This is a genomic window from Micromonospora chersina, assembly GCF_900091475.1.
Lineage (GTDB): Bacteria > Actinomycetota > Actinomycetes > Mycobacteriales > Micromonosporaceae > Micromonospora > Micromonospora chersina.
Genome location: NZ_FMIB01000002.1, coordinates 6,270,915 through 6,296,339 on the forward strand (window position 1 = coordinate 6,270,915; position 25,425 = coordinate 6,296,339).

The 25,425-nt window shown below is 73.9% G+C and carries 23 protein-coding genes; 16 read left to right on the forward strand and 7 right to left on the reverse strand.

The genetic code is table 11. The annotated features are described in order from the left end of the window. The first annotated feature begins 392 nt into the window (after positions 1 to 392). The 4 genes from uvrB (at position 393) to GA0070603_RS29240 (ending at position 4,841) form a co-directional block, all read left to right on the forward strand. Positions 393 to 2,501, forward strand: coding sequence for an excinuclease ABC subunit UvrB (gene uvrB, locus GA0070603_RS29225; RefSeq protein ID WP_091320655.1), 2,109 nt, complete (start codon positions 393 to 395; stop codon positions 2,499 to 2,501). 24 nt (positions 2,502 to 2,525) lie between these two features. Then, positions 2,526 to 3,476 carry a helix-turn-helix domain-containing protein gene (locus tag GA0070603_RS29230; RefSeq protein ID WP_244282642.1) on the forward strand — a complete coding sequence of 317 codons (951 nt, stop codon included), beginning with the start codon at positions 2,526 to 2,528 and terminating at the stop codon, positions 3,474 to 3,476. 25 nt (positions 3,477 to 3,501) lie between these two features. After that, positions 3,502 to 3,870, forward strand: a complete 369-nt coding sequence (locus GA0070603_RS29235) for a VOC family protein (RefSeq protein ID WP_091320659.1) — start codon at positions 3,502 to 3,504, stop codon at positions 3,868 to 3,870. 80 nt (positions 3,871 to 3,950) lie between these two features. Continuing rightward, positions 3,951 to 4,841 carry a DUF5753 domain-containing protein gene (locus tag GA0070603_RS29240; RefSeq protein WP_091320662.1) on the forward strand — a complete coding sequence of 297 codons (891 nt, stop codon included), beginning with the start codon at positions 3,951 to 3,953 and terminating at the stop codon, positions 4,839 to 4,841. 123 nt (positions 4,842 to 4,964) lie between these two features. Here GA0070603_RS29240 and GA0070603_RS29245 read toward each other — a convergent pair whose 3' ends face one another. Further along, positions 4,965 to 5,258 (reverse strand): antibiotic biosynthesis monooxygenase family protein, encoded by a 294-nt coding sequence (locus GA0070603_RS29245; protein WP_091320665.1) that lies wholly within the window; start codon positions 5,256 to 5,258, stop codon positions 4,965 to 4,967. Between the two features lie 103 nt (positions 5,259 to 5,361). On the opposite strand from GA0070603_RS29245, the gene pnuC reads away from it, so the two are divergent. From pnuC to GA0070603_RS29260, 3 genes are all read left to right on the forward strand, one after another. Then, positions 5,362 to 6,015: a nicotinamide riboside transporter PnuC gene (gene pnuC, locus GA0070603_RS29250; RefSeq protein ID WP_091320668.1), complete on the forward strand. Its 654-nt coding sequence runs from the start codon at positions 5,362 to 5,364 to the stop codon at positions 6,013 to 6,015. After that, positions 6,012 to 7,127, forward strand: coding sequence for an AAA family ATPase (locus tag GA0070603_RS29255; RefSeq protein ID WP_091322415.1), 1,116 nt, complete (start codon positions 6,012 to 6,014; stop codon positions 7,125 to 7,127). The genes pnuC and GA0070603_RS29255 overlap by 4 nt, the downstream gene beginning before the upstream one ends. Positions 7,128 to 7,442: 315 nt before the next feature. Next, on the forward strand, positions 7,443 to 8,441 hold the full coding sequence (locus GA0070603_RS29260) for a TerC family protein (RefSeq protein ID WP_091320670.1): 999 nt from the start codon (positions 7,443 to 7,445) through the stop codon (positions 8,439 to 8,441). A 60-nt stretch (positions 8,442 to 8,501) separates the two neighbouring features. On the opposite strand, the gene GA0070603_RS29265 is transcribed toward GA0070603_RS29260, so the two are convergent. Further along, positions 8,502 to 9,419: a C40 family peptidase gene (locus GA0070603_RS29265; RefSeq protein ID WP_091322416.1), complete on the reverse strand. Its 918-nt coding sequence runs from the start codon at positions 9,417 to 9,419 to the stop codon at positions 8,502 to 8,504. A 55-nt stretch (positions 9,420 to 9,474) separates the two neighbouring features. Then, positions 9,475 to 10,572, reverse strand: a complete 1,098-nt coding sequence (locus GA0070603_RS29270; RefSeq protein WP_091320673.1) for a mandelate racemase/muconate lactonizing enzyme family protein — start codon at positions 10,570 to 10,572, stop codon at positions 9,475 to 9,477. 44 nt (positions 10,573 to 10,616) lie between these two features. Between GA0070603_RS29270 and GA0070603_RS29275 the strand changes: the two genes are divergently transcribed. Then, positions 10,617 to 11,414, forward strand: coding sequence for a tyrosine-protein phosphatase (locus tag GA0070603_RS29275; RefSeq protein ID WP_091320676.1), 798 nt, complete (start codon positions 10,617 to 10,619; stop codon positions 11,412 to 11,414). Between the two features lie 4 nt (positions 11,415 to 11,418). Here GA0070603_RS29275 and GA0070603_RS29280 read toward each other — a convergent pair whose 3' ends face one another. Then, positions 11,419 to 12,285, reverse strand: a complete 867-nt coding sequence (locus GA0070603_RS29280; RefSeq protein ID WP_091320679.1) for a serine hydrolase — start codon at positions 12,283 to 12,285, stop codon at positions 11,419 to 11,421. A gap of 72 nt (positions 12,286 to 12,357) precedes the next feature. Here GA0070603_RS29280 and GA0070603_RS29285 point away from each other — a divergent pair, with 72 nt between their 5' ends. Beyond that, positions 12,358 to 13,020, forward strand: coding sequence for a class I SAM-dependent methyltransferase (locus GA0070603_RS29285; protein WP_091320682.1), 663 nt, complete (start codon positions 12,358 to 12,360; stop codon positions 13,018 to 13,020). Between the two features lie 70 nt (positions 13,021 to 13,090). Here the strand turns inward: GA0070603_RS29285 and typA are convergent, their stop codons facing one another. Next, positions 13,091 to 14,959 carry a translational GTPase TypA gene (gene typA / locus GA0070603_RS29290; protein ID WP_091320684.1) on the reverse strand — a complete coding sequence of 623 codons (1,869 nt, stop codon included), beginning with the start codon at positions 14,957 to 14,959 and terminating at the stop codon, positions 13,091 to 13,093. 132 nt (positions 14,960 to 15,091) lie between these two features. On the opposite strand from typA, the gene GA0070603_RS29295 reads away from it, so the two are divergent. Together GA0070603_RS29295 and GA0070603_RS29300 are read left to right on the forward strand one after the other, a co-directional pair. Continuing rightward, on the forward strand, positions 15,092 to 16,543 hold the full coding sequence (locus GA0070603_RS29295; protein WP_091320687.1) for a DedA family protein: 1,452 nt from the start codon (positions 15,092 to 15,094) through the stop codon (positions 16,541 to 16,543). Positions 16,544 to 16,573: 30 nt separating this feature from the next. Continuing rightward, complete coding sequence (locus GA0070603_RS29300; protein ID WP_091320690.1) at positions 16,574 to 17,449, forward strand: lytic transglycosylase domain-containing protein; 876 nt, start codon at positions 16,574 to 16,576, stop codon at positions 17,447 to 17,449. Positions 17,450 to 17,498: 49 nt separating this feature from the next. Here the strand turns inward: GA0070603_RS29300 and GA0070603_RS29305 are convergent, their stop codons facing one another. Then, the gene (locus GA0070603_RS29305; RefSeq protein ID WP_091320694.1) at positions 17,499 to 19,634 is read right to left on the reverse strand and encodes an MMPL family transporter; all 2,136 of its coding nucleotides are present in this window, start codon (positions 19,632 to 19,634) and stop codon (positions 17,499 to 17,501) included. 138 nt (positions 19,635 to 19,772) lie between these two features. On the opposite strand from GA0070603_RS29305, the gene GA0070603_RS29310 reads away from it, so the two are divergent. From GA0070603_RS29310 to GA0070603_RS29330, 5 genes are all read left to right on the forward strand, one after another. Next, on the forward strand, positions 19,773 to 20,300 hold the full coding sequence (locus tag GA0070603_RS29310; RefSeq protein WP_091320697.1) for a MarR family winged helix-turn-helix transcriptional regulator: 528 nt from the start codon (positions 19,773 to 19,775) through the stop codon (positions 20,298 to 20,300). A 2-nt stretch (positions 20,301 to 20,302) separates the two neighbouring features. Then, positions 20,303 to 21,958, forward strand: coding sequence for a CocE/NonD family hydrolase (locus tag GA0070603_RS29315; protein WP_091320700.1), 1,656 nt, complete (start codon positions 20,303 to 20,305; stop codon positions 21,956 to 21,958). A gap of 166 nt (positions 21,959 to 22,124) precedes the next feature. Continuing rightward, positions 22,125 to 22,991 (forward strand): hypothetical protein, encoded by an 867-nt coding sequence (locus GA0070603_RS29320; protein ID WP_091320703.1) that lies wholly within the window; start codon positions 22,125 to 22,127, stop codon positions 22,989 to 22,991. Between the two features lie 107 nt (positions 22,992 to 23,098). Continuing rightward, positions 23,099 to 23,674 carry an ArsR/SmtB family transcription factor gene (locus GA0070603_RS29325; protein WP_091320706.1) on the forward strand — a complete coding sequence of 192 codons (576 nt, stop codon included), beginning with the start codon at positions 23,099 to 23,101 and terminating at the stop codon, positions 23,672 to 23,674. 176 nt (positions 23,675 to 23,850) lie between these two features. Further along, positions 23,851 to 25,131 (forward strand): MFS transporter, encoded by a 1,281-nt coding sequence (locus tag GA0070603_RS29330; protein WP_091320709.1) that lies wholly within the window; start codon positions 23,851 to 23,853, stop codon positions 25,129 to 25,131. A gap of 51 nt (positions 25,132 to 25,182) precedes the next feature. Here GA0070603_RS29330 and GA0070603_RS29335 read toward each other — a convergent pair whose 3' ends face one another. Next, positions 25,183 to 25,386, reverse strand: coding sequence for a cold-shock protein (locus tag GA0070603_RS29335; protein WP_013287480.1), 204 nt, complete (start codon positions 25,384 to 25,386; stop codon positions 25,183 to 25,185). Positions 25,387 to 25,425 lie beyond the last annotated feature (39 nt).

Below are 25,425 nucleotides of genomic sequence, written 5' to 3' on the forward strand. Positions count from 1 at the left end.
GGTCGGGCGGGGAGGGGCGGGCTTCGTCGGCGGGGAGCGGGCCGGTGTCGCGGGTGCGAGCGCGTCGCGGCCGGCGTCCGGGAGAGGTCTCCACGAGTGCACAACGCGGCTGCCGGGTTTCGGTGACGAGCAGGGGCGCTCGCGGCGGCCGGTCAGCGCCTCGAGCGCGACCACCTCGGGTGCGCACGCCGGTTTCTCGGGTGCTGCGACCCCCGGTGCCGGGGGCGGCCGGGCCCCGGAGGGGCGGCCACCTGCCCGGTCGGCCGCCGCGAGCGGCCTACGGTACGAGGGTAGTCCGGTGAGATGAGCCACACAATGGGAATATCGAAGCCGATCAGGGACGGTGCGTGCTCGGCCCGGAAGTGTCGGACCTCGGGCGTACCGTTGATGTCATGGCGCTCGACATTCCCCGGCTCGACGGCCGCTTCCAGGTCGTCAGCGAGTTCCAGCCGGCCGGCGACCAGCCGGCAGCCATCGACGAGCTTGAGCGTCGCGTGCGACATGGTGACCGTAACACGGTGCTGCTCGGCGCGACCGGCACCGGCAAGAGCGCCACCACGGCGTGGCTTGTCGAGCGGCTCCAGCGGCCGACCCTGGTGCTCGCGCCCAACAAGACCCTCGCCGCCCAGCTCGCCAAGGAGTTCAGCGAGCTGCTGCCGCACAACGCGGTCGAATACTTCGTCTCCTACTACGACTACTACCAGCCCGAGGCGTACATCCCGCAGACCGACACCTACATCGAGAAGGACTCCTCGATCAACGAGGAGGTCGAGCGGCTGCGGCACTCGGCGACCATGTCGCTGCTCACCCGGCGCGACGTGATCGTGGTGGCCACGGTGTCGGCGATCTACGGCCTGGGCACGCCGGAGGAATACCTCGACCGTGCTGTGCGGGTCAAGGTGGGGCAGGAGCTCGACCGCGACCAGTTGCTGCGCCGGCTGGTCGACATCCAGTACACGCGCAACGACATGGCCTTCCAGCGCGGCACCTTCCGGGTGCGCGGCGACACGCTGGAGATCATTCCGGCCTACGAGGAGCTGGCCGTCCGGATCGAGCTGTTCGGCGACGAGATCGAGAAGCTCTACTACCTCAACCCGCTCACCGGCGACGTGGTCCGCGAGGTCGACAGCCTGATGATCTTCCCGGCCACGCACTACGCGGCCGGGCCGGAGCGGATGGAGCGGGCGATCCGCGATATCGAGGCCGAGTTGGGCGAGCGGCTGGCCGAGCTGGAGCGGCAGGGCAAGCTGCTGGAGGCGCAGCGGCTGCGGATGCGCACCACCTACGACATCGAGATGATGCGCCAGGTCGGCTTCTGCTCCGGCATCGAGAACTACTCGATGCACATCGACGGGCGGCTGCCGGGCAGCCCGCCGCACTGCCTTCTCGACTACTTCCCCGACGACTTCCTGACGGTGGTCGACGAGTCGCACGTGACCATCCCGCAAATCGGCGGCATGTACGAGGGCGACGCCTCCCGCAAGCGGATGCTCATCGACCACGGCTTCCGGCTGCCCAGCGCGGCCGACAACCGGCCGTTGCGCTTCGACGAGTTCCTGGAGCGGGTCGGCCAGATGGTCTTCCTCTCCGCGACCCCCGGTCCGTGGGAGCTGGAGCAGGCCCAGGGCGAGTTCGTCGAGCAGGTGATCCGACCCACCGGCCTGATCGACCCCGAGGTCGTCGTGAAGCCCACGAAGGGGCAGATCGACGACCTCATGCACGAGATCAAGCTGCGCACCGAGCGGGACGAGCGGGTCCTGGTCACCACGCTGACCAAGAAGATGGCCGAGGACCTGTCCGACTACCTGCTGGAGAACGGCATCCGGGTCCGTTACCTGCACTCGGAGGTCGACACGCTGCGCCGGGTGGAGCTGCTGCGCGAGCTGCGCAAGGGCGACTACGACGTGCTGGTCGGCATCAACCTGCTCCGCGAGGGCCTCGACCTGCCCGAGGTCTCCCTGGTGGCGATCCTCGACGCCGACAAGGAGGGCTTCCTGCGCAGCGGCCGGTCGCTGATCCAGACCATCGGCCGCGCGGCCCGTAACGTCTCGGGCCAGGTCCACATGTACGCCGACAAGATCACCCCGTCGATGGCGGACGCGATCGACGAGACCAACCGGCGCCGGGCCAAGCAGATCGCGCACAACGAGGCCAACGGGATCAGCCCGGAGCCGCTGCGCAAGAAGATCCACGACATCCTGGACGACATCTACCGCGAGGCGGAGGACACCGAGAACAGCCGGGTCGGCGGAGCTGTCCGGCAGCTGTCCCGGGGCAAGGCGCCGGTCAAGGAGACCCGCAGCCGGGGCCGGGGCGGCGCGGCGACGCCGTCGCGGGAGGGGATGGCCCGGGCCGACCTGGCCAACCTCATCCAGGAGCTCAACGACCAGATGCTCGCCGCCGCGCGGGAGTTGCAGTTCGAGCTGGCCGCCCGGATCCGCGACGAGGTCGCCGACCTGAAGAAGGAACTCCGCGGGATGGACGCCGCCGGGGTGAAGTGACGCGCCGGGGTGGGGGAGGCCGCCGTGCTGACCGAGGCCGTGATCGGGCTCCCCGACCCCCGGCTGCGCCACTACGTCGACAGCTATCTCGGCTACCGGGAGCGGACGGCCGGCCCGGTGGTGCGCCGGGAGGCGGCCGGTGCCTTCGTGGTGCTGATCCTCGGCTGGGGCGCCCCGCTGGACGTGACCGATCCGCGTGCCGCCGACCGGGGCGCGCACGCGACGAACGCCTTCCTGGCCGGGCCGTTCGACGGCTGGTGCGCGACGCGCACCGCCGGCGAGGGCGCCGGTGTGCAGGTGCTGCTGACCGCCCCGGCCGCTCGCCGGCTGCTCGGGCTGCCGCTGGGTGAGCTCGCCAACCGGGCGGTCCCGGTCGACCGGCTCGCCGGCTGGTTGGCCCGGCTCCGCGACGAGCTTGCCGCTCTGCCCGACTGGGCGGGTCGGTTCGCCCGGCTCGACGCCGCCCTCGCGGCCCGGCTGGCGGTGACCGGGCCGGTCGATGCGCGCCTGCTGCGGGCCTGGCGGCTGCTCGACGGCAGCGGCGGCGGGCTGGGCGTCGCCGCGCTGGCCGAGGAGGTCGGCTGGAGCCGCCGCCACCTGGCGGTCCGGTTCCGGCGGGAGTTCGGCCTGCCCCCGAAGACCGTCGCCCGGCTGCTCCGCTTCCAGCGGGCGTACGCCATGGTGGGCCGCACGCTCGTCACCGCGCCGACCGGCGACACGCACCCGGCGGCCGGCACAGGCGGCGGACCGGCGGCGGCCGGTGACGCGCACCCGGCGGCCGGCCCGGGCGGCGGCGGACGGGCGGCGGCCGGCAACGGGCACCCGGCGGCCGGCGCAGACCCCGGATGGGCGGAGCTGGCGGCGCGGTGCGGCTACTACGACCAGTCGCACCTGATCCGGGAGTTCCGCGAGTTCGCCGGGTCGACCCCCACGACGCTGGCCCGGCCCGGGTCACATTCGTCCAATCCCGGCTGACCCGCCCACCGGCAGACTCGGACCCATGCGAAGCATCTACCCGGTCCTCCGGTACCCCGACCCCCGCGCCGCCGTCGACTTCCTCCGGTCCGCGTTCGGCCTCACCGTCCACGAGGTGCACGAGGGCCCTGACGGCTCGGTGCGGCACGCCCAACTGGGCTACGGCGACGACCTCGTCATGCTCGGCCCCGGGCCGGCCCCGGCGAGCCGGCCGGCCGACGACGACTACCGCGTCTACGTGGCCGTCGACGACGTCGACGCGCACCACGAGCGGGCCCGTGCGGCCGGCGCGGAGGTCGTCCGGCCGCCCTTCGACACCGACTACGGCTCCCGTGACTACGCCGCCCGCGATCTGGCCGGCCTCGTCTGGTCCTTCGGCACCTACCGTCCCTGACGCCCGACGATAGCTCTGCGCGAGCAAGGTATTGCCCTGCGTGATGGTCATGCGTACTCTCCCTCGGTGGGGAGGCGCGCATGCCGTTGTCAGCAAGTCCTGTCGTCCGGCGGGTGCGGCTCGGCGCGGAGCTGCGCCGGCTGCGCCGCCGGGAGTCGCTCACCCTGGAGCAGGTCTGCGGCCGGCTCGGCTGGGCGTCCACATCGAAGCTGTCCCGCATCGAGCTGGGGCAGAGCCGGCCCGACCTGGCCGACGTGCTCGACCTGCTCGACGTCTACGCGGTGCCGCCCCACCAGCGGGACGAGCTGATCGTCATCGCCCGCGACGCCGCCACCGGCCGCGGCTGGTCCAAGGCGCTGGGCGAGATGGGGGAGCGGCAGCGGGCGTACGCGGAACTGGAGGCGGGCGCGGTCCGCATCGTGGACTACCAGCCGGTGCTGGTGCCCGGGCTGCTCCAGATCCCCGAGTACGCCCGGTTGCGGGTGTCGGCCGGCGCGCTGCTCGCCGACGACGTGGACGTCGAGGCAGACGTCCGCGCCCGCGCGGTGCGCCAGGAGGTGCTGTGCCGGCCGGAGCCTCCGCACTACACCGCGCTGATCGACGAGCGTGCCTGCGACCCGGCCGGCCTGTCCGTCGAGGTCTGGCGGGACCAGCTCCGGCACCTGGTCGTCCTCGCCGAACGGCCGCACGTCACCATCCGGCTGCTGCCCGCGAACGCCTCCCCGTACGGCGACCTGCACCCGCTCGCGCCGTTCTCGTACTACGCGTATCCGGACCCGGACGACCCGCGCACCGTGCTGGTGGAGACGCTCACCACCGACCTGAGGCTGGTCGCCGAGGCGGACGTCGCCCGCTACGAGCAGGTGGTCGACTGGCTGCTGGCGGCGGCGCTGCCGGAGGAGGAGACGGTGGAGCTGCTCGGCCGGCGGCTCGGCCCCGCGCCGGTGCCCCGGCCCCGCGAGCCTGACTGAGCGGTCAGCCCGACCCGGCGAACGCGGCGTTCGGCGCGCGGCCACCGGGCCCGGCGCCCCCGATGTCCGTCGGGTTCCGGTGGCCGGCGCGTCGAGCGCAGGCTATGTCAGGGGTACGACAGCTCAGGCCGGCACGTCGACGAAGTGCTCGACCAGCGGCGGGCCGGCGAAGTGCGGCCCGATCAGCGCCCGCCACTGCCCGAAGCGCTCGCTCTGCCGGAAGTTGACGTCGTGCGCCTCGACGGAGTCCCACTCCACCAGCAGCACGAACCGGGACGGCGACTCGACGCCGCGGGTCATCCGCACCGAGCGGCAGCCCTCGGTGCCGGCGAGGATCGGGCGCGCCTTCGCGTAGGCGGCGGCGAAGTCGTCCTCGTGTCCGGGCGTCACGTCGATAAGCGCGACCTCAAGAACCATGCCGGAAGCCTCGCACGCCGGCCGCCGTCCGGTACGCCCCGGGGGCTGTTCTGCGCGCCACACCCGGCTCTAGGGTGGGCGCTCGGGAAACGGGGGAGGACACATGCTCGACTGGCTCACCGCCACGGCGTTCACGGTGCTGGGCGCCGGCACCACCTGGGCGGAGCTGCTCGGTTTCGCCACCGGTGTGGTCAACGTCTGGCTGGTGGCTCGGCAGCACATCGCCAACTGGCCGATCGGCATCGCCAACGTGCTGCTGCTGATGCTGCTGTTCTGGACCGCCGGCCTGTACGCCGACGCCGGCCTCCAGGTCGTCTACGTGCTCCTGGGGCTCTACGGCTGGTGGCACTGGCTGTTCGGCGGGGAGCGGCGCAGCCGGCTGACCGTGGCCCGGACCAGCCGGCGCGAGTGGTGGGCGCTCGGCGTGGCCGGGGTGGTGCTCACCGCCGGGCTCTGGGCGTTGCTGGACCGGGCCACCGATTCCACGGTGCCGCTGGCCGACGCGCTCACCACCGCGCTGTCGCTGCTCGCCACCTACGGCCAGACGCGCAAGCTGGTGGAGAGCTGGTGGCTGTGGATCGCCGCCGACCTCTTCTACATCCCGCTGTACGCGTACAAGGGACTCTGGCTGACCGGCGGCCTCTACCTCATCTTCCTGGCGCTCTGCGTGGTGGGGCTGCGGGAGTGGCGGGCGGACCTGCGCCGGCGCGCGGCGGCGACCCCGGTGCCGCCCGGCCCGGCCCCGGTCGCCGCGTGAGCGCGGGGAGCGAGCCGGGTCGGGAGTTCCGGCACGGCCTGGTGGTGGGCAAGTTCTACCCGCCGCACGCCGGGCACCACGCGCTGATCGGGGCGGCCGCCGCCCGTTGCGAGGCGGTCACCGTGGTGGTCGCCCCGTCCCGTCGGGAGTCGATCCCGCTGGACCTGCGGGTCGCCTGGCTGCGGGAGGCGCACGCCGCCACGCCGTGGGTGCGGTTCGTCGGCCGGTACGACGACCATCCGGTCGACTACGCCGACCCGGCGGTGTGGGACCTGCACTGCGCGGTGTTCGCCGACGCGTTGGGCGGGGAGCCGGTGGACGCGGTGTTCTCGTCCGAGGCGTACGGCGAGGAGTTGGCCCGTCGTTTCGGCGCATTCGCGGTCTGCGTGGACCTGGACCGGCGTGCCGTCCCGGTCTCCGGCACGGCCGTGCGCGCGGACCCGGCGGCGCACTGGCCTCGGCTGAGCCCGGCGGTGCGGGCCTGGCTGGTCCGTCGGGTCGTGGTGGTCGGTGCCGAGTCCACGGGCACCACGACGATGGCGGAGGCGCTCGCCGCCCACTACGGCACCGCCTGGGTCCCGGAGTACGGCCGCGAGCTGACCGAGCGCAAGCTCGCCGGGCTGCGGGGTGTCCGGCCGGACGCGACGGTCTTCGACGTCACCTGGGACCGGGACGACTTCCTCGAGGTGGTCCGCGAGCAGCAGGCCGCCGAGGACGCGGCGGCGCGGGTCAGCGGTCCTCTGCTGTTCTGCGACACGGACGCGCGGGCCACCGCCATCTGGGAGGAGCGCTACCTCGGGTCGTCGTCGGAGGCCGTCCGGTCGGCGGCGCGCCGGCCGGCGCTGTACCTGCTGACCGACCACGACGGGGTGCCGTTCGCCGACGACGGCCTGCGTGACGGCGAGCACCTGCGGGCCTGGATGACCGGCCGGTTCCGGTCGGAGCTGGCCGGCTGCGGGGTGCCGGTGGTCGAGCTGCGCGGGTCGCACGAGGAGCGGCTGGCGGTCGCCGTGGCCGCCTGCGACGCCCTGCTGGCGGCGGGCTGGTCGTTCGCCGAGCCGCTGGTCCCAGGAGCGAGCCGAAGCGCGACAGTCGGACACCTAGCCTCCTAGGATGCGCTACGCGACGAGACCCGTCGCACGTCGGAACGTGATGACCCTGGCAAACGGGGCCCCCGAAGATGCGCCGACCGGGCCTGATGGTGAACAATGGCGGCCGAGGAGGGGAGTATTCCCCCGTGACGGAGTCGTCAGCACGGAAGAGCGCCGGCCCCCCGGTCGCACGACCCGGCTCCGTCGGTCAGTGACCCGTTCCCGGGTCGGTGGCGGAAGAGACCTCCGACAGTCACCAGAGTCAGCGTCGACGCACCCCGGCACCTCACCCGGCGTACGGTGTGCCCGACGCTGTGTGTCTGCCGGAGGATGGATTTGAACGTGTCCGGAGTGGTGTGGGCGGGGACCCTGGTCGCGATGACCGCGGTCCTGTTGGTCGACCTGTTCATCATCGGTCGCCGCCCGCACGAGCCCAGCGTCCGCGAGTCGAGCCTGTGGGTCGGCTTCTACGTGGCACTTGCCCTGCTCTTCGGGGCGGGGCTGTGGCTCACCTCAGGCCCCAGCGTCGCGGGCCAGTTCTACACCGGGTGGCTCACCGAGTACAGCCTCTCGGTGGACAACCTCTTCGTCTTTGTGATCATCATGGCCCGCTTCGGGGTGCCCCGGCAGTACCAGCAGAAGGTGCTGCTCATCGGCATCCTGCTGGCGCTGGTCATGCGGGGCGGCTTCATCGCCGCCGGCGCCGCGCTGATCTCCCAGTTCTCCTGGGTGTTCTACATCTTCGGCGCGTTCCTGATCTACACGGCGGTCAACCTGGCCCGTCAGGGGGAGCCGGACGAGGACGAGTTCAGCGAGAACCTGCTGATCCGGTGGAGCCGCAAGGCGTTGCCGCTGTCCCGCACCTTCGACGGGGCGCGGATGACCACCCACGAGAACGGCCGGCGGTTGTTCACCCCGATGCTGATCGTGATGATCGCAATCGGCACCACCGACCTGATCTTCGCCCTCGACTCGATCCCGGCGATCTTCGGCATCACCCAGGAGCCGTACCTGGTCTTCACGGCGAACGTGTTCGCCCTGATGGGGCTGCGGCAGCTCTACTTCCTGCTGGGCGGCCTGCTGGACCGGCTGATCTACCTCAGCTACGGCCTGGCCGTGGTGCTCGGCTTCATCGGGGTCAAGCTGGTCCTGGAGGCCCTCGCCGACAACAACCTGCCGTTCATCAACGACGGCCAGCACGTGGCCTGGGCCCCGCACATCCCGATCTGGCTGTCGCTCACGGTGATCCTCGGCACCCTCGCCGCGGCCACCGCGGCCAGCCTGGTCAAGTCGTCCCGCGACCGGCGCCGCGAGCTGGCGGAGGCCCGCCGCTGACCGGACCCGTCGGAAAAGGGGCGCTCCCGCGGTCGGGAGCGCCCCTTCGGCGTACGGGGGTCAGATCCGGTGCGCGCCGACCAGGGTGTCCTCGCGCTCCGGGGGGAGCTGCTCCTCCACGACGCGGCGCTGCACGTAGCAGGCGTGCAGCATCCGCCGTGTCCCGCCGTGCGGCTCGGTGCTGACGATGCCGACGTGGTGGATCCGCCGGCCGGGCCGGGCGAAGAAGTAGAGGTCACCGGGGCGTTCCTGGTCGAGTGCCAGGGGGGTGGTGGCCTCGGCCTGGTCGTCGGCGTCCCGGGGCAGCGTGACGCCGTACCGGCGCCAGGCCAGGTGCACCAGGCCCGAGCAGTCGATGCCGTAGGTGGACAGCCCGCCCCAGACGTAGACGAGGTCGCGCAGCCGCTCGGCGACGGCCAGCACCTCCTTGGCCTCCGGCCGCTCGCCCGGCAGCGGGACCAGGTCGCCCTCGGGCGCCCAGAGCGGATCGGCCCGGCCGGGCACGAGGACCGGCCGCCAGCCGTCCACCGGTCGCCCGGCCGCGGCGAGGAGGGTGCCGAGGACCACGCCGGGCAGGGCCGGCGGGCCGTCGGGGGCGGCGTGCAGCGTGGTGTGGCCGGCGTCCACCACGAGCGGGGTGGCCGACGGGCCGGGCTCCGCCGGGGCGGTGAGCTGGGCGGTGGGCAGCCAGCCGGGATAGCCGCGCACGTCGAGCTTGGCCGCGGGCTGCGCCAGGGCGACCACGTGCGCCCAGCCGTCCGCGCGCAGCTCGGTGACCAGCACCCGCTCGCCGAGCAGCAGTTGGGTCAGGACGCAGTCGCCGACCTGCTGCTCGCGGTCCATGCCGGCGATCCAGGCGGCGGTGTCGGGCGTGTCGGACAGCGCGGGGCGGTCGACCGGACGGACCGCGTCGGGCGCGCTCCAGAGGGTCGCCACCGGGACCCGGACGACGGCCTCGCGGCCGGTTTGCAGCTCCACGTCCACCCCCACGTCGCGCCTCTTCGGGCGACCCTATGAAAAATTCCAACGGCACTCAACCGCGCGACTGAATCTTTACTTCACTCACGTTCGCGATGCCGAGCCCCGGAGCGTCCGGCAGCACGACTGTCGCGCCGTCGTACCGGATGCCCCCGGCGACCGGCGACCAGGCCAGCCACCAGGCGGCGTCGAGGTCCGACACGGCCGTGGTGCCGTAGGCGGCGACCAGGCTCGCGGCCGCGCCCAGGCCGACCTGGCTCTCCATCATCGAGCCGACGATGGTGCCCATGCCATGGGCGGCCGCCAGGTCGAGCAGCGACCGGGCGGTGTGCAGGCCGCCGCACTTGGCCAGCTTCACGTTCACCATGTCGGCCGCCCGACGGCGGATCACCTCGACCAGGTCGCGCAGGTCGAAGACCGACTCGTCGGCGAGGATCGGCAGCTCCACCCGGTCGCTGACCCAGGCCAGCCCGTCCAGGTCCCGGCGGTGCACCGGCTGCTCGACCAGCTCGACGTCGAGCCCGGCGTCCTCGATGCCGCGGATCACCCGCACCGCCTCGCGCGGCGTCCAGCCCTGGTTGGCGTCCAGCCGGATCCGCACGTCGGGCCCCACCGCGGCGCGGACCGCGCGGACCCGGTCCAGGTCCCCCCGCGCGTCGGTGCCGACCTTGAGCTTCAGCACGGTGAAGCCCTCGGCCCGGCGCCGGGTGGCCGCCGCCGCGAGGTCCACGGCATCGCCGGCGGCCAGGGTGACGTCCGTCGGGACGCGCAGCGTGGTGCCGCCGAGCAACCGCACCAGGGGTACGCCGAGCCGCCGCGCGGCCAGGTCGTGCAGGGCCACGTCGACGGCCGCCCGGGCCGACTCGTTGCCCACCACCGCGCGGCGCACCTCGGCGCAGCGGGCCTGGAGGTCGTCGGCGTCCCGCCCGGTCAGCAGCGGCCCGAGCAACTGCTGGACGCACGCCTCGGCGCCGGCGATCGACGCGCCCGTCACCTGCCAGACCTGCGGGGCCTCGCCGAAGCCCGACCGGCCGTCGGTGTCCACCACCTCCACGACCAGGGTGTCCACGGTGGTGGTGCGGCGCAGCGCGGTGACGAAGGGGGTGTGTAAGGGGGCCGAGAGCCGGTGGGTGCGTACCGCGGCGATCGTCATGTGGGGCACCCTATATGGAGCTGGCGGCGATCAGGGGAGGGCCGATGACCGGGCGGGACTGGGAGCTGGTGGGCGCGCCGAACGCCCGTGACCTGGGCGGGTTGCCCACCATCGACGGGCGGCGGGTACGCGCCGGCCGCCTCCTCCGCACCGCCGCGCTCGGGCGGCTCGCCGACGAGGACCTGCCGGTGCTGGGCAAGCTGGCCCCGGCCTGCGTGGTGGACCTGCGGCACGGCACCGAGCAGGCGGTGGCCCCGCCGGACCGCCTGGTCGGCGAGCCGCGGGTGGTGCACCTGCCGGTCTACGACGCGGCCCATCCGGTGTTCACCTACGTCTCGGCGGTGCTGCTCGGCCACGACCTGGACGCGTACGAGGAGTTGGCCCGGGAGGGCATGCCCGGGGCGATGGCGGCGATCTACCGCTGGTTCGTCACCGGCGAGTCGGCGCGGGAGGGGTTCGGGGCGGCGGTCCGCCTGGCCGCCGACGCGGCGAACCTGCCGCTGCTGTTCCACTGCTCGGCCGGCAAGGACCGCACCGGCTGGCTGTCGGTGGTGCTGCTCACCGCGCTCGGTGTGGAGGAGCCGGCGATCCGGGCCGACTACCTGCGGCACAACGAGCTGACCGAGAGCCTTCGCGAGGTGCTGCTGGCCGCCATGACCCGGCGCCGGCCGGACCTGGACCCGGCCGTGGCCCGGCCGCTGCTGGAGGTGCGGCCGGAGTACCTGGACGCCGCCTACGAGGAGGTGCGCCGGGTGCACGGCTCGTTCGACGCGTACCTGCGCGACGGCCTGGGGGTGACCGACGGGACCCTCGCGGCGTTGCGGGCGAACCTGCTGGAGTGAGCGGTCAGCCGGCCAGGTCGTGCCGGGCGGCCCACACCTGCGCGGAGATGTGCGCGATCAGGCGGCAGGCGTCGTCCTCGACCTCCTCGCCGCTCGGGCCGCCGTCGGCCAGGTCGGTGGTGGTGCAGACGACAATCGCGTACGGCGGCGCGTCGGTGGGGAAGACGACCCCGGCCCCGTGCCGGACGCCGCGTACCCAGCCGTTCTTGTGCGCGATCCGGGTGCCCTCGGGCAGCCCGGCGGCGAGGTCCTCGCGGTGCTCCTGGGCGAACAGCACGTCCAGCATGGCCGTGCAGCCGGCCGGCGAGGCGAGCGGGCCGGGCCGGGTCGCGCCGAGCGCCAGCCCGCCGAGCAGGGCGGCCAGGTCGGCGGCGGTGACCAGGTTGTCGATGCCGGCGTCCCGGGCCGCGAAGTCCTCGATGCCCCGGCCGGTCACGCTGTGCCGGGCGCCCGCGAGCGTCCAGGCCTCGGCCACGGCGGGCAGCCCGACCTGGCTGATGCAGATGTTGGTGGCCAGGTTGCTGGAGCGGACGATCATCCGTTCGGCGAGCCAGCGCAGTGGCGCCGTGCCGCCCACCCGCGCCCAGACCTCGTCGTCGTTGTCGTAGTGCTGGGCGTTGGCGAAGCGGGGCGCGCCGGGCAGGGCGGAGTCGAACGCGTTGCGCACCGGGACGGTGCCGTCCAGGTCGAGCCGGCCGGCCTCGGCGGCGCGGTGCAGCGCCACCAGCACCGCCATCTTCATGGTGCTGGCCGCGTAGTGGGTGGCGTCGGCCTCCCGGGTCCAGGTGGGCGGGGCGTCGAGCCGTCCCACGTACGCCGAGACGGTGCCGGGAACCTTGTCCAGGTGCGCGTCGAGATCCTCCCACGTCATGCCGGTGACCGTAGCGGATCTTCGCGGCGCGCGGGGCTGCGGTCCGGCCGGCGGCGGGTCTAGCGTGCGGGGATGACGACCGCCGCGTACGACGCCATCGCCGACTGGTACGACGAGTACGTCACGACCACGGCCACCGACTACAGCGAGCGGGTCCGGTCGGTGCTGGCCGAGCTGCTCGGCCCGGGTTCCGGGCGCTGCCTCGACCTGTGCTGCGGCACCGGGGCGCACGCCGCCGAGCTGCGCCGGCTGGGTTGGCGGCCGGTCGGGGTGGACCTGTCGGCGGGGCAGTTGCGCCATGCCGGGGCGCGGCTGCCTGTGGCGCGGGCCGACGCCACGGCGCTGCCGCTGCCGGCCGGCGCCGTCCCGGCCGTGGCCTGCGTACTGGCGCACACCGACATGCCGGACTACCCGGCGGCGATCGCCGAGGCGGCCCGGGTGCTGGCGCCGGGCGGGCGGCTGGTCCACGTCGGCGTGCACCCCTGCTTCGTCGGGGCGTTCGCCGACCGGTCCGAGCCGGGCCGGGCCGTGATCGACGGCGGGTACGCCGAGCGCGAGCGCAGCTTCCGGTCCTGGAACACCGTCGGCGTGCGGGCCCGGGTCGGCGCCTGGCACCTGCCGCTGGCCGACCTGCTCAACGCGGTCACCGCCGCCGGCCTGACGCTGACCGCCGTCCGCGAGTCCGGCTCCGGCCCGCTCCCCGACATCCTGGCCTTCCAGGCCACCAAACCCTGACCCGCCCGGCGGAAAATGACGGAGCCCGGTCCGCCGGGTGGGCGGGCCGGGCTCCGGGGCGGCTGAGAGGTCAGCCGGCGTGCTTGCGGCGGGCGGCCATCCGGCCGCGCTGGGTCTGGTCCAGCACCACCTTGCGGATCCGCACCGCGGCCGGGGTCACCTCGACGCACTCGTCCTCGCGGCAGAACTCGAGGGCCTGCTCCAGCGACAGCTTGCGCGGCGGGATCAGCTTCTCGGTCTCGTCCGCGGTCGACGACCGCATGTTGGTGAGCTTCTTCTCCTTGGTGATGTTGACGTCCATGTCGTCGGAGCGGGAGTTCTCGCCGACGATCATGCCCTCGTACACCTCGGTGCCCGGCTCGACGAAGAGCTGGCCGCGCTCCTGGAGGTTGGTCATGGCGAACGCGGTGACCGAGCCGGAGCGGTCGGCGACCAGCGAGCCGTTGTTGCGGGTGCGCAGCTCGCCGAACCACGGCTCGTAGGACTCGAAGACGTGGTGCAGGATGCCGGTGCCGCGGGTCTCGGTGAGGAACTCGGTGCGGAAGCCGATGAGGCCGCGCGCCGGGACCAGCCACTCCATCCGGATCCAGCCGGTGCCGTGGTTGACCAGCTGCTCCATCCGGCCCTTGCGGGTGGCGAGGAGCTGCGTGATCGCGCCCAGGTACTCCTCCGGGGCGTCGATGGTCAGCCGCTCGACCGGCTCGCAGGTCTTGCCGTCGATCTCCTTGGTGACCACCTGCGGCTTGCCGACGGTCAGCTCGTAGGACTCGCGGCGCATCTGCTCGACGAGGATCGCCAGGGCCAGCTCACCGCGGCCCTGCACCTCCCAGGCGTCCGGCCGCTCGGTGGGCAGCACCCGCAGCGAGACGTTGCCGATGAGCTCCTTGTCGAGCCGGTCCTTGACCATGCGGGCGGTGACCTTGGCGCCCTTGACCCGGCCGACCAGCGGCGAGGTGTTGGTGCCGATGGTCATCGAGATGGCCGGCTCGTCGACGGTGATGAGCGGCAGCGGCACCGGGTTCTCGGCGTCGGCGAGGGTCTCGCCGATCATGATCTCCGGGATGCCGGCCACGGCGATGATGTCGCCCGGGCCGGCGCTGTCCGCCGGCTTGCGCTCCAGGCCCTCGGTCATCAGCAGCTCGGAGATGCGGACCCGCTGGCTGCTGCCGTCGGTGCGGCACCAGGTGACCGTCTGGCCCTTGCTGATGGTGCCCTGGCGGACCCGGCACAGCGCGAGGCGGCCGAGGAACGGCGAGGCGTCGAGGTTGGTGACGTGCGCCTGGAGCGGCGCGTCCTCCTCGTACGCGGGAGCCGGGATGGTGTCCAGCAGGGTGCGGAACAGCGGCTCCAGGTTGTGGCTGTCGTCGGGGACCGAGCCGTCGGCCGGCTGGGTCAGCGAGGCGATGCCGTCGCGGGCGCAGGCGTAGACGATCGGGAAGTCGATCTGCTCCTCGTCGGCGTCCAGGTCGAGGAAGAGCTCGTAGGTGTCGTCCACGACCTCCTTGATCCGGGCGTCGGGGCGGTCCACCTTGTTGATCACCAGGATGATCGGCAGCCGGGCGCGCAGCGCCTTGCGGAGCACGAACCGGGTCTGCGGCAGCGGGCCCTCGCTGGCGTCGACAAGCAGCACCACACCGTCGACCATGGTGAGGCCGCGCTCGACCTCGCCGCCGAAGTCGGCGTGGCCCGGGGTGTCGATGATGTTGATCGTCACCGGCTCGGAGCCGTCCGCCGGCAGGTAGCGCACGCCGGTGTTCTTGGCGAGGATGGTGATGCCCTTTTCCCGCTCGAGGTCCATCGAGTCCATGACCCGCTCGGTGTCCTCACCACGGGCGCCGTAGGCGCCGGCCTGCCGCAACATGGCGTCGACCAGGGTCGTCTTGCCGTGGTCGACGTGGGCGATGATGGCGACGTTGCGGAGGTCGGTGCGTAGCTGCATACCCTCCATACTCCTGTCTGCGGTTGCCGGGGCACGCCTCGGGGGTCACCCCGAGATCGCCCGGATCTCTGCTTAAAGTGCTGTCCCGACCGATCCAGCGACTGGCATGCTGGCTCCCGTGCGGGGGACCGGATGCCTGACCTGCTGAACTGGCTGCAGGGGCTGCCGCCCCTGCTGATCTACCTGGTCGCCGCGACGATCGTCGCGGGCGAGACCGCGGTGATCTTCGGACTGCTGGTGCCGGGCGAGGCGACCCTGTTGCTGGTCGGCTTCTTAGCCTACGCGGGGACGCTGCGGATTATTCCGGCGCTGCTGGCCATGACGGCGGCCGCCGTGATCGGAGACACACTCGCCTACCGCGCCGGCCGGCGGTACGGGCCGAAACTGCGTGCCTCCGGCCTCGGTGCCCGGATCGGGCCGCACCGGTGGCGGCGCGCCGACTCGCTGCTCGACCGGCTCGGCGGCCGGGGCGTGCTGGCCGCCCGCTGGGTGGCCTTCGCCCGCACCCTGGCGCCCCGCCTGGCCGGGGCGGGCGGGCTGCCCTACCGGCGGTTCGCCCCGTGGAACGCGGCCGGGGTGGCGAGCTGGGTGGGTGCCTCGGTGCTGGCCGGCTACGCCGCAGGCGAGTCGTACGAGCGGGTGTCCCGGCTCCTGGGCCGGGCCACCGGCGCCGTGCTCGTGCTGCTGGTCTGCCTGGTCGGGGTGGTGCTGGCCGGCCGCTGGCTGGGCCGCAACCCCGACCCGGTGCGGGCGCTGGCCGCCCGGGCCGCCGCCCTGCCCCCGCTGCGCTGGCTGCGCGCCCGCTACGGGGTCCTGTTCTTCCTGGTCGCCATGCGGTTCGGGCCGGCCGGCACGCTGCTGATCAACCTCGCCGCCGGCCTGCTGCTGCTCTTCGCCGCCGGGCTGGCCGTCGCGGCGCTGCTGGAGGCGGTCGTCCGCCACAGCGGGCTCGGCGTGCTCGACGGGCTGGTCGCGGACTGGTTCGCCGCCCGGCGTACCCCCGGGGTGGTCGACCCGGCGCTGGCCGCGGTGTCGGTGCTGCGCGGCTGGGTGCTCATCGCCGCGGTGGCCCTGGTGGCGGCGGTGGTGGCCTGGCGGAACCGGCCCTGGCGGGCCGACCTGCTCAGCGTGCTCGGCACGGTGGGGGCGTTCGTGCCGCTCGTGGTGCTGGTGGCGGTCGCCGGCCTGACCGGGCCCGGCGGCCCGGACGGCGCCCCGGACCTGCTGCCCACCCAGAACGCCGTGGTCACGGCGAGCTTCGGCACCCTCGCGTGGCTGCTGTCGCGGGGCGCCCGGTGGCCGGTGGCGGTGGCGGTCTGGACGGGCGCGCTGGCCGGCGTGGTCACCGTCACCGGCGCGCGGCTCTACCTGGGCTGGAGCACCGCCAGCGGCACCGCCACGTCGGTGCTGCTCGGCGCGGCCTGGGTCACCGTGTTCGTGGTCGCCTGGGCCACCCGGGACCACGCGGTCGGCGGGGACGACCGGCCGGGCCCGGACGCACCGGCCACAGGGGACGGACCGCCACGGCCGCGGGCCTCACGGGCGGCTTCGCGGGTACCCCGCGGCCCCGTCGGTCCCTGCTAGGGTGCGGCGGACGGCCACGGGGGAGGTCAGATGCGTCGAGGAGTGGGCCGCTGGGCCACGGCGGCGGTCGCCGCGCTGCTGGCGGCGGGCGCGGTCACCGGGTGCGGCACCGAGGAGCCGACCCGCGAGGTGGCGGTGGAGGTGACCGGCGAGGTGCCCGTCGAGGCGCCCGCGGACGGCCCCGCCGACCAGCCCAGCGACGAGCCGCCGGCGGTCGCGGCCATGGGCGCCAAGCCCAGCGCCAAGCCCAGCCCGAGCGCGTCGCCGAAACCGAAGCCCAGGCCGACGCGCACCACCACGGCGCCGCTGGCCACGCCGAAGCCGCCCACCGAGACGCAGGTGCCGCCGCCCCCGCCGAAGCCCGCGGCGAGCGGCTGCCAGCCCAGCTACCGGGGCACCCAGGCGACCCGCAGCCAGGTGAAGTCGGCGCTGTCCGACGCCGCGGCGCGGACCTACTGGCCCACCTCCGCGCCCGACATCAGGATTCCGCTGACCCTCATGAAGGCGACCGCCTGGCAGGAGAGCGGCTGGCAGTCGAACATCGTGGCCTGCGACGGCGGCATCGGGCTCATGCAGGTCATGCCCGCCACCGCGGACTGGATGAACCAGCGGTTCGGCCAGTCGTACGACATCGACGACTACCAGGACAACGCCTACCTGGGCGGCACCTATCTGGCCTGGCTCACCAAGTACATCGGCGACATGTACTTCGAGTCCGACTACCGGCTGGACGCCGCGCTCTGCACCTCGGAGCTGAACTCCTGCCTGCTCAACGCCGTGATCGCGGCCTACAACTACGGGCACGGCGCGGTGGCGCGGGAGGGTGAGCCCCTCGCCATCCCGAACCCGCAGTACGTGCGCAACGTGCGGGCGCTCATGACCGAGTGCGTCTGCCTCAGCTACTGAGCCGACGAGTGCGGGGCCCCGGCGGACGACCGCCGGGGCCCCGCCCGTCTCAGTCCCGGGCGCCGGCCGGCGCGACCGGCGCCGGCGACGGCTCCGCCGGGGCGTCGGGTTCGCGGGCGATCCGCCCCGGCCACCAGAACCGGTCACCCAGCAGGAACGCCAGCGCCGGCACCAGCACCGTGCGGACCAGCAGCGTGTCCAGCAGGACGCCGACGCAGACGATGATCCCGATCTGGGTGAGGGTGATCAGCGGCAGCACGCCCAGCACGGCGAAGACGGCCGCGAGGAGCACGCCCGCGCTGGTGATGACCCCGCCGGTCACCCGCAGCGCGGACAGCATCCCGTCCCGGGTGCCGAGCCGGCGGGCGTCCTCCCGGGCCCGGGTGACCAGGAAGATGTTGTAGTCCACGCCGAGCGCCACCAGGAACACGAAGGCGAGCAGCAGCACCCCGCTGTCCAGCGCCGGGAAGTCCAGCACCCGGTCGAAGAGCAGCCAGGCCGCGCCGAGGCTGGCGAAGAACGAGGCGATGACCGTCAGCACCAGCAGCACCGGGGCCAGCAGGCCGCGCAGCAGCAGCACCAGCACCGCCCCGACCAGCAGCAGGATGATCGGCAGGATCAGCCGGAGGTCCTTCGTGTTCGCCCGGTCCGAGTCGTAGGTGGCGGCCACCGTGCCGCCCACCAGCGCGCCCTCCGGGGCGTCGGCGCCGGCGACCGCGGGCGGCGCGGAGTCCGGCACGGCGGCGACGGCGTCGCGCAGCGCCTCGACGGCGCGGTCGGACGCGGCGGTGCCCGGCTCGGCCGCCAGCACCACGTCGACCTGGGCGACCGGGTCGCCGGCGGCGCCGGGGCGGGCCGAGGCGACCCCGTCGACCGCGCCGGCGGCGGCCAGCACGGCCGGGGCGGCGCCCGGGTTCGTGAGCACGGCGACCGGTTGGGTGGTGCCGGCCGGGAAGGCCCGCGCGAGGGTCTCCGCGCCCGCCACCGCCTCCGGCTTCGCCCGGAACTGCTCGGTCTCCGACAGGCCGGTGCGGATGCCCAGGCCACCCAGGGCGAGCGCGGCGAGGAGCAGGGTGGCCAGGACGGCGACCGGCAGCGGCCGGCGTTCGACGGCGGCGCCGAGCCGGCCCCAGAGGCGACCCTCCCGTGCCGCGGCGCCGACCCGCGGCACGAACGGCCAGAACAGCCCCCGACCGAAGAGCACCAGGACGGCGGGGAGCACGAAGAGCGCGGACGCCATGGCGAGGACGACGCCGGTGGCGCAGGCCACCGCGAGCGCCCGGTTGGTCTCCTGCTCGGACAGCAGCAGGGTGAGCACGCCGAGCACCACGGTGCCGCCGCTGGCCAGGATGGGCTCGGCGGTCCGGCGCAGCGCGGCCCGCATGGCGGTGAACCGGTTCTCCTCGCGGCGCAGTTCCTCCCGGTAGCGGGCGATCAGCAGCAGCGCGTAGTCGGTCGCGGCGCCGAAGACCAGCACGCTGGCGATGCCGGTGACCTGGCCCTCCTGGAGGTGGATGCCGAGCGCGGGCACGATCGTGTCGACGGCGCGCAGGGTGAGCTGCTCGGTCGCGGCGACGACAAGGAGCGGCACGATCCACAGGAACGGGCTGCGGTAGGTGATGAGCAGCAGCAGCGCCACGACGCCCGCGGTGACCGCGAGCAGGGTGATGTCGGCGCCGTCGAAGACCTTGGTGAGGTCCGCGGTGAAGGCGGGCGCGCCGGTCACCTCGACGGTCAGCGCGTCGGGCAGGTCGGCCAGCGCCGCGCGGAGGCCGGCCACCTCGTCCACGACGGCCTCCTGGCCGCCGGCGGTGGACAGCGGCACGGCGACCAGCGCCACCGTGCCGTCGGGGGAGAACTGGGCCGGCGAGACCCGGCCGCCGGCGGCGAGCCGGCCCAGCGTGGCGGACACGCCGTCGAGGGCGGCCCGGTCGGGTTCGGCCAGCGGGGCCCGGTCGGCGCGGCTGACCACCACGACGGCCGGCTGCACATCGCTGCTGGGGAGCTGGTCCTGGAGGCGTTCGACCTGCGTCGACTGCCACTCGACGGACAGGCCGGTGGCGGAGACGGGAGCGGGATTGTCCGGGCGGGGTAGGCCGAAGACGACCGCGCCGACGACGAGTGCGGCGACCACGGTGAGCCAGGCGGCCAGCCGGCCCCGGGCGACGCGGGTGAACAGTGACATCGGGAAGCCTCGCGAAATCTGGTCGATGATGAGTCTCGCTGACCGAGTATCTTGATAAGCGAGATTATCGGCAGAGGCTCTATGCTGCAACCGGACGGTTCGGACAGGGGGTGGCGGCGAGACGTGGGAGCGCAGAGCATGTACCGGCGGCGGGACGACCGGCGTGGGCAGATGATCGCGGACATCACCAACGACCTGCGCCGCTACTCGACCGAGGCGCAGCACGTGGGGCACGCGTTCGCCGGCCTGCACGGGCTCAACGCCACCGACCTGCACGCGCTCATCGCCGTGATGGACGCCGAACTGGTCGGTGACCCGATCACCCCCGGGCGGCTGGGGGAGGTGCTCAACCTCTCCTCCGGCTCGGTGACCGCGCTCGTCGACCGCCTCGAACGGGGCGGGCACATCCGGCGCGACCGGGACACCGCCGACCGGCGCAAGGTGTTCCTGCACTACGCCGACCGGGGCGCCACCCTGGCCCGCGACTTCTTCGGCCCGCTGGGCCGGCGTACCGACGACGTGATGGGCCGGTTCAGCGACGACGAGCTGGCCGTCGTACACCGGTTCATGGCCGAGATGGTGGTGTCGATGCGCGAGCACCGCGACGCCGTGCGCGCGGCCCGGGGCGAGCCGCGGCGCGGCGCGGCGGAACGCGCCGCGGACTGAGCGTGCAGCGGCTGGTCACCCGGCTCGCCGCGGCGGCGCTGCGGCTGCCCGCCGCCCGCACAAGGCGGATCACGGTCACCCGGGACCTCCCGGTCCGGGTCCGCGACGGGGTGACCCTGCGCACCGACCACTACGCCCCGGACCTGCCCGGGGCGCCCTGCGTGCTGATCCGCACCCCGTACGGGCGGGGCGGTCCGGTCCGGCTGCTCGGCCGCCTCCTCGCCGAGCGCGGCTACCACGTCGTGATCCAGTCCTGCCGGGGCACGTACGGCTCCGGCGGCGCGTTCGCCCCGCTCGTGCACGAGCGCGACGACGGCCTGGACACCCTCGACTGGCTGCGCCGGCAGCCGTGGTGGACCGGCGCGTTCGGCATGTTCGGCGCCAGCTACCAGGGGTTCGTCCAGTGGGCGGTCGCCGCCGAGGCCGCCGACGAGCTACGGGCCATGGTCGCCGTGGTCACCGCCTCGGCCACCCGGGACTCGACGTACGCGGGGGAGTCGTTCGCCCTGGACACCGTGCTCACCTGGGCGGAGCTGCTCCAGGCGCAGACCGTGCCCTGGCTGGCCCGGCAGTGGGAGCTCAAGCGCGGGCAGCCGCGGCTCACCCGGGCGCTGGCCCACCTGCCGCTGGTCGAGGCGGACCGGGTCGCCACCGGGGTGACCGTGCCGTTCTTCCAGGAGTGGCTGCGCCACCACACCCCGGACGCCGACTACTGGCGGACGCGGATCTTCGGCGACCGGATCGCCGAGGTCCGCGCGCCGGTGGCGATGGTCAGCGGCTGGCAGGACATCTTCCTTCCCGCCCAGCTCGACGACTACGCCCGGCTCCGGGCGGCCGGCGCCCGACCCCGGCTGACCGTCGGTCCGTGGACCCACGGCAGCCCCGGGCTGCTCGTGGCGGCCCTGCGCGAGGGGCTCGACTGGCTCGACGCGCACCTGGCCGGGCCCCCGGGGCCGGGCCGCGCGCCGGTCCGGGTGCACGTCGGTGGCACCGGCGGCGGCTGGCGTGACCTGCCCGACTGGCCCCCGCCGGCCGAGCCGGTCCGCTGGCACCTGCACACCGGCCGGGCGCTCGCCCCCGCGCCGCCGGCCGACTCCGCGCCCGACCGTTTCCGCTACGACCCGGCCGACCCCACCCCGTCGCTAGGCGGCCCGCTGCTGGTCGCCCAGCGGGCCGGCGCCGTGGACAACCGGCCGGTGGAGGCGCGGCCGGACGTGCTCACGTACACCAGCGCGCCGCTGGCCGGGGCGGTCGAGGTGGTCGGCCCGGTGCGCGCGGAGATCCACGTCCGCAGCGAGCTGTCCTACCTGGACGTCTTCGTCCGGCTCTGCGACGTCGACAGGCGCGGGCGGTCCTGGAACGTCTGCGACGGCCTGGTGCGGGTCGCGCCCGGGCGCTTCCCGCGTGGTCCGTCCGGTGTGGTCCGGGTGCCGGTCACCCTCTGGCCGGCCGCGCACCGCTTCGCGCCCGGGCACCGGCTCCGCGTGCAGGTCTCCGGCGGCGCCCACCCCCGCTACGCCCGGAACCCGGGGACCGGGGAGCCGCTCGGCACCGCCGTCACTCTTCGTGCTGGATGGCGGGAGATCCTGCACGATCCCGAACATCCTTCGGCTCTGGTGCTCCCCGTCGTCCCGGTGCCGCCCACAGCCGCCCCATAGTTCCAGATAGTGCTCTGAGCTGGGCATTCACGTCACTGCGTGGATATCCTCGGGGCAAGTGCCCGGTGCCGTGCAGCTATCCGGCGGGGCGCGTCCCCGGATCAGGCGCCTTCACGCGTAGTGATTGTCGTGCCCCCGTCGGCCACCGATCGGGAGGGGAGATCCCATGACATCGGCTCCGGCGAACCTGTTGGCCGTCCGCGACCTGTTGCTCACCTACCTCAACGTCGACAAGAACACCGTACGGAGTCAGGACCTGGAGCCGGCCGAGGTCGGCATCGTGGGCGACCCCAACCACAAGGGTGGGTACCACTGCGGATCCGACCGGGTGGTGCCCAACGACTACTCGGTGGTGGAGTCCACCCGGGACTCCTCCGGGCTGACCCTCGACGCGTCCGCCCTGGACGTCGGGTTGTTCACGGTCGCCTCCGGCGGCTCGACGCACAACCTGTTCAGCTTCTCCGTCTGGTGCGTGGCGCAGTGCGTGGCCGGCGCGGCGGACACCCGGGACATCCGGGAGATCATCTACTCGCCGGACGGGAGCACCGTCCGCCGCTGGGACCGGCTGGGCAAGCGCACCACGGGCGACAGCAGTCACCTGTTCCACACCCACTTCAGCTTCTTCCGCGACTCGACCAAGGCGGGTCGGGACCAGACCCCGCTGTTCCGCCGCTACCTGATCGCCATCGGACTCCTGGAGGACGAGATGAGCACCGAAGCCGAGAACCAGATCGCCAACCTCTACTCCGGGTTCTTCTACGGAGGGTCGAGCATGGGCCGCACCGTCGACCCGGACGGCGCGGGTCCCCGGCCCGCCAGCAACAGCCTGGTAGCCAAGATCGACTACCTGATGCTGCGTATGGACGCGCTCGCCGCGCAGCTCACGGCCCTGTCGAACAAGGACTTCACGGACGAGCAGCAGATCGTCACCGGGGTGCTCGCCGGGCTGCCGCCGGAGAAGATCGCCGAGGCGATCCCGCCGCAGATCGCCCGGGACGTGGCCGACGAACTGTCCCGGCGGCTGACCGCCTGACCGGGCCCGGTCCCGCGGCGAGTGCCGCGCCGCGGCCCGGGCCCGAGACGGGGGAAAGTCAGCAACAGCTATTGCGCAACACCTCTTGCGAATGTCAGGCTCTCCCCATGGAGATGCCCACCGTCCGGCACGTCACCGACTCCCGCGTCCTGGCCGCGCTCGCCCACCCGCTGCGCCGCCGCCTCATGGACGTCCTCAAGGTGTACGGGCCGTGCCCCGTCGGCCTGCTCGCCGAGCGCACCGGCCAGGCCCCGGCCAACGTCAGCCACCACCTCAAGGTGCTGGCCGCCGCCGACCTCGTGCTAGAGGCGCCCGAACTGGCCCGGGACCGCCGCGAACGCTGGTGGCGACTGCGCGACCCGGCGGTGCGCTGGTCCCACACCGACTTCGACGCCGACCCCGCCGCCCGGGCGGTGGCCGACGCGGCCAGCTCGTTGAACCTGGACCGGCACGTCGCCCTGGTCCGCGCCTGGCACGCCGCGCCCGACGAGGACCACGCCGCCTGGGGCGACGGCCCGTTCAGCACCGACAAGTGGCTGCACCTGACCCCGGACGAACTGGCCCAGCTCAGCCGCGAGGTCACCGACCTCTTCGCCCGCTGGGCCGACCGTCCCGCCCCCGACGACGGACAGCGGCGCGAGCCGGTCTTCCTGTTCGCGCACGGCGTTCCGGGCCAGCCGTGAGCGCGAGGAGTGAGCCGGGTCTGCGAGCCCCGCAGTCGCGAACGGACGAAGGCGGAGTGAGCGCGAGGAGTGAGCCGGGTCTGCGAGCCCCGCAGTCGCGAACGGACGAGGGCGGAGTGAGCGCGAGGGGTGAGCCGGGTCTGCGAGCCCCGCAGTCGCGAACGAACCGTGGCACGGTGACCGCCCCGGTCGGCACCGCCGACCCGGCCACCACGTCCCGGCCAGCCGGCGGACTGCTCCGGCACCGCGACTTCCGGCTGCTCTGGGCCGGGCAGACGGTCAGCGCCGTCGGCAGCAACGTGACCGCCGTGGCGCTGCCGCTGGTCGCGGTGGCCGTGCTCGACGCGACCACGTTCCAGGTGGCGGTGCTCACCGCCGCGGCCTGGCTGCCCTGGCTGCTGGCCGGCCTGCCGGCCGGCGCCTGGGTCGACCGGGTCCGCCGTCGCCCCGTGATGATCGCCGCGGACCTGGTCTCGGCGGCGCTGTTCGCCACCGTCCCGGTGGCCGCCCTGCTCGACCTGCTCACGGTCGGTCAGCTCCTGGTCGTCGCCCTCGGCGCCGGCCTCGCCCGGGTGTTCTTCGAGACCGCCGACCAGGTCTACCTGCCCACCCTGCTGCGGCCCGAGCAGGTGCCGGAGGGCAACGCGAAGCTGCACGCCACGCAGACCGCCAGTTACCTCGTCGGGCCCGGCCTGGCCGGCCTGATCGCCCAGCTGGCCGGCGCGGTGACCGCGGTCCTGCTCGACGCGGTGAGCTTCCTGGTCTCCGCCGCGTGCCTGAGCCGCATCCGGGCCGTCGAGCCCCGGCCGGGCCGCCCCGCCGGGTCGCCCTCACTACGCCGGGAGGTCGCCGACGGGCTGCGCTTCGTGGTCCGGGACCCGTACCTGCGGGTGCTCACGGTCTTCGGCGCGGCCAGCAACATCGGGCTCACCGGCTACCAGGCGCTGCTGGTGGTCTTCCTCGTCCGCTCCGCCGGCCTGCCGGCCGGGCTGGTCGGGCTCCTCATCGGACTGGCCAGCGTGGGCGGGCTACTCGGCGCCGCCCTGGCCACCGGGCTCGCCCGTCGGCTCGGCACGGCCCGCGCCCTGCTCGTCGCGGGCGCGCTCGCCGGCCCGCCGGCGCTGCTCATCCCGCTTGCCGGCCCGGGTGGCCGGGTGGCCTGGCTCGTGCTCGGCGGCGCGCTGGTCAGCCTCGGCGTCGCGGTGGGCAACGTGGTGAAGGCCAGCTTCCGGCAGACGTACACGCCGCACCGGCTGCTCGGGCGGGTGACGGTGAGCATGCACCTGCTGAACTACGGCACCATCCCGCTCGCCGCCCTGCTGGCCGGGGCGCTGGGCGCCGCGTGGGGGCCGGCCGGGGCGATCCGGGCGATGACCGCCTGGCTCGCGCTGACCCCGCTCATCCTGCTGGCCGGGCCGCTGCGGCGGCGCCGGGACCTGCCGGCTGCCCCGGCGTGAGAATGCGCTGCGGCGGCGGTCGGACCACCGACCGCCGCCACCGGCACGAAGCTACATCGGACGGACGTTGTCCGCCTGCGGACCCTTCTGCCCCTGCGTCACCTCGAACTCGACCTTCTGGCCCTCGTTCAGCTCGCGGTAGCCGCTGGACTGGATGGCCGAGTAGTGGACGAACACGTCCGGACCTCCGCCGTCCTGCTCGATGAAGCCGAAGCCCTTTTCCGAGTTGAACCACTTGACCGTGCCGGTTGCCATGCGTCTCTCCCTGTTCAATGCGGGTGAGCACCGGTCGCG

Bases quoted from the DNA above. Each gene is read 5' to 3' on its own strand.
- uvrB (WP_091320655.1), top strand. From the start codon at position 393: ATGGCGCTCGACATTCCCCGGCTCGACGGCCGCTTCCAGGTCGTCAGC.
- GA0070603_RS29235 (WP_091320659.1), top strand. From the start codon at position 3,502: ATGCGAAGCATCTACCCGGTCCTCCGGTACCCCGACCCCCGCGCCGCC.
- GA0070603_RS29240 (WP_091320662.1), top strand. From the start codon at position 3,951: ATGCCGTTGTCAGCAAGTCCTGTCGTCCGGCGGGTGCGGCTCGGCGCG.
- GA0070603_RS29245 (WP_091320665.1), bottom strand. From the start codon at position 5,258: ATGGTTCTTGAGGTCGCGCTTATCGACGTGACGCCCGGACACGAGGAC.
- pnuC (WP_091320668.1), top strand. From the start codon at position 5,362: ATGCTCGACTGGCTCACCGCCACGGCGTTCACGGTGCTGGGCGCCGGC.
- GA0070603_RS29270 (WP_091320673.1), bottom strand. From the start codon at position 10,572: ATGACGATCGCCGCGGTACGCACCCACCGGCTCTCGGCCCCCTTACAC.
- GA0070603_RS29275 (WP_091320676.1), top strand. From the start codon at position 10,617: ATGACCGGGCGGGACTGGGAGCTGGTGGGCGCGCCGAACGCCCGTGAC.
- GA0070603_RS29280 (WP_091320679.1), bottom strand. From the start codon at position 12,285: ATGACGTGGGAGGATCTCGACGCGCACCTGGACAAGGTTCCCGGCACC.
- GA0070603_RS29285 (WP_091320682.1), top strand. From the start codon at position 12,358: ATGACGACCGCCGCGTACGACGCCATCGCCGACTGGTACGACGAGTAC.
- typA (WP_091320684.1), bottom strand. From the start codon at position 14,959: ATGCAGCTACGCACCGACCTCCGCAACGTCGCCATCATCGCCCACGTC.
- GA0070603_RS29295 (WP_091320687.1), top strand. From the start codon at position 15,092: ATGCCTGACCTGCTGAACTGGCTGCAGGGGCTGCCGCCCCTGCTGATC.
- GA0070603_RS29300 (WP_091320690.1), top strand. From the start codon at position 16,574: ATGCGTCGAGGAGTGGGCCGCTGGGCCACGGCGGCGGTCGCCGCGCTG.
- GA0070603_RS29305 (WP_091320694.1), bottom strand. From the start codon at position 19,634: ATGTCACTGTTCACCCGCGTCGCCCGGGGCCGGCTGGCCGCCTGGCTC.
- GA0070603_RS29310 (WP_091320697.1), top strand. From the start codon at position 19,773: ATGTACCGGCGGCGGGACGACCGGCGTGGGCAGATGATCGCGGACATC.
- GA0070603_RS29320 (WP_091320703.1), top strand. From the start codon at position 22,125: ATGACATCGGCTCCGGCGAACCTGTTGGCCGTCCGCGACCTGTTGCTC.
- GA0070603_RS29325 (WP_091320706.1), top strand. From the start codon at position 23,099: ATGGAGATGCCCACCGTCCGGCACGTCACCGACTCCCGCGTCCTGGCC.
- GA0070603_RS29335 (WP_013287480.1), bottom strand. From the start codon at position 25,386: ATGGCAACCGGCACGGTCAAGTGGTTCAACTCGGAAAAGGGCTTCGGC.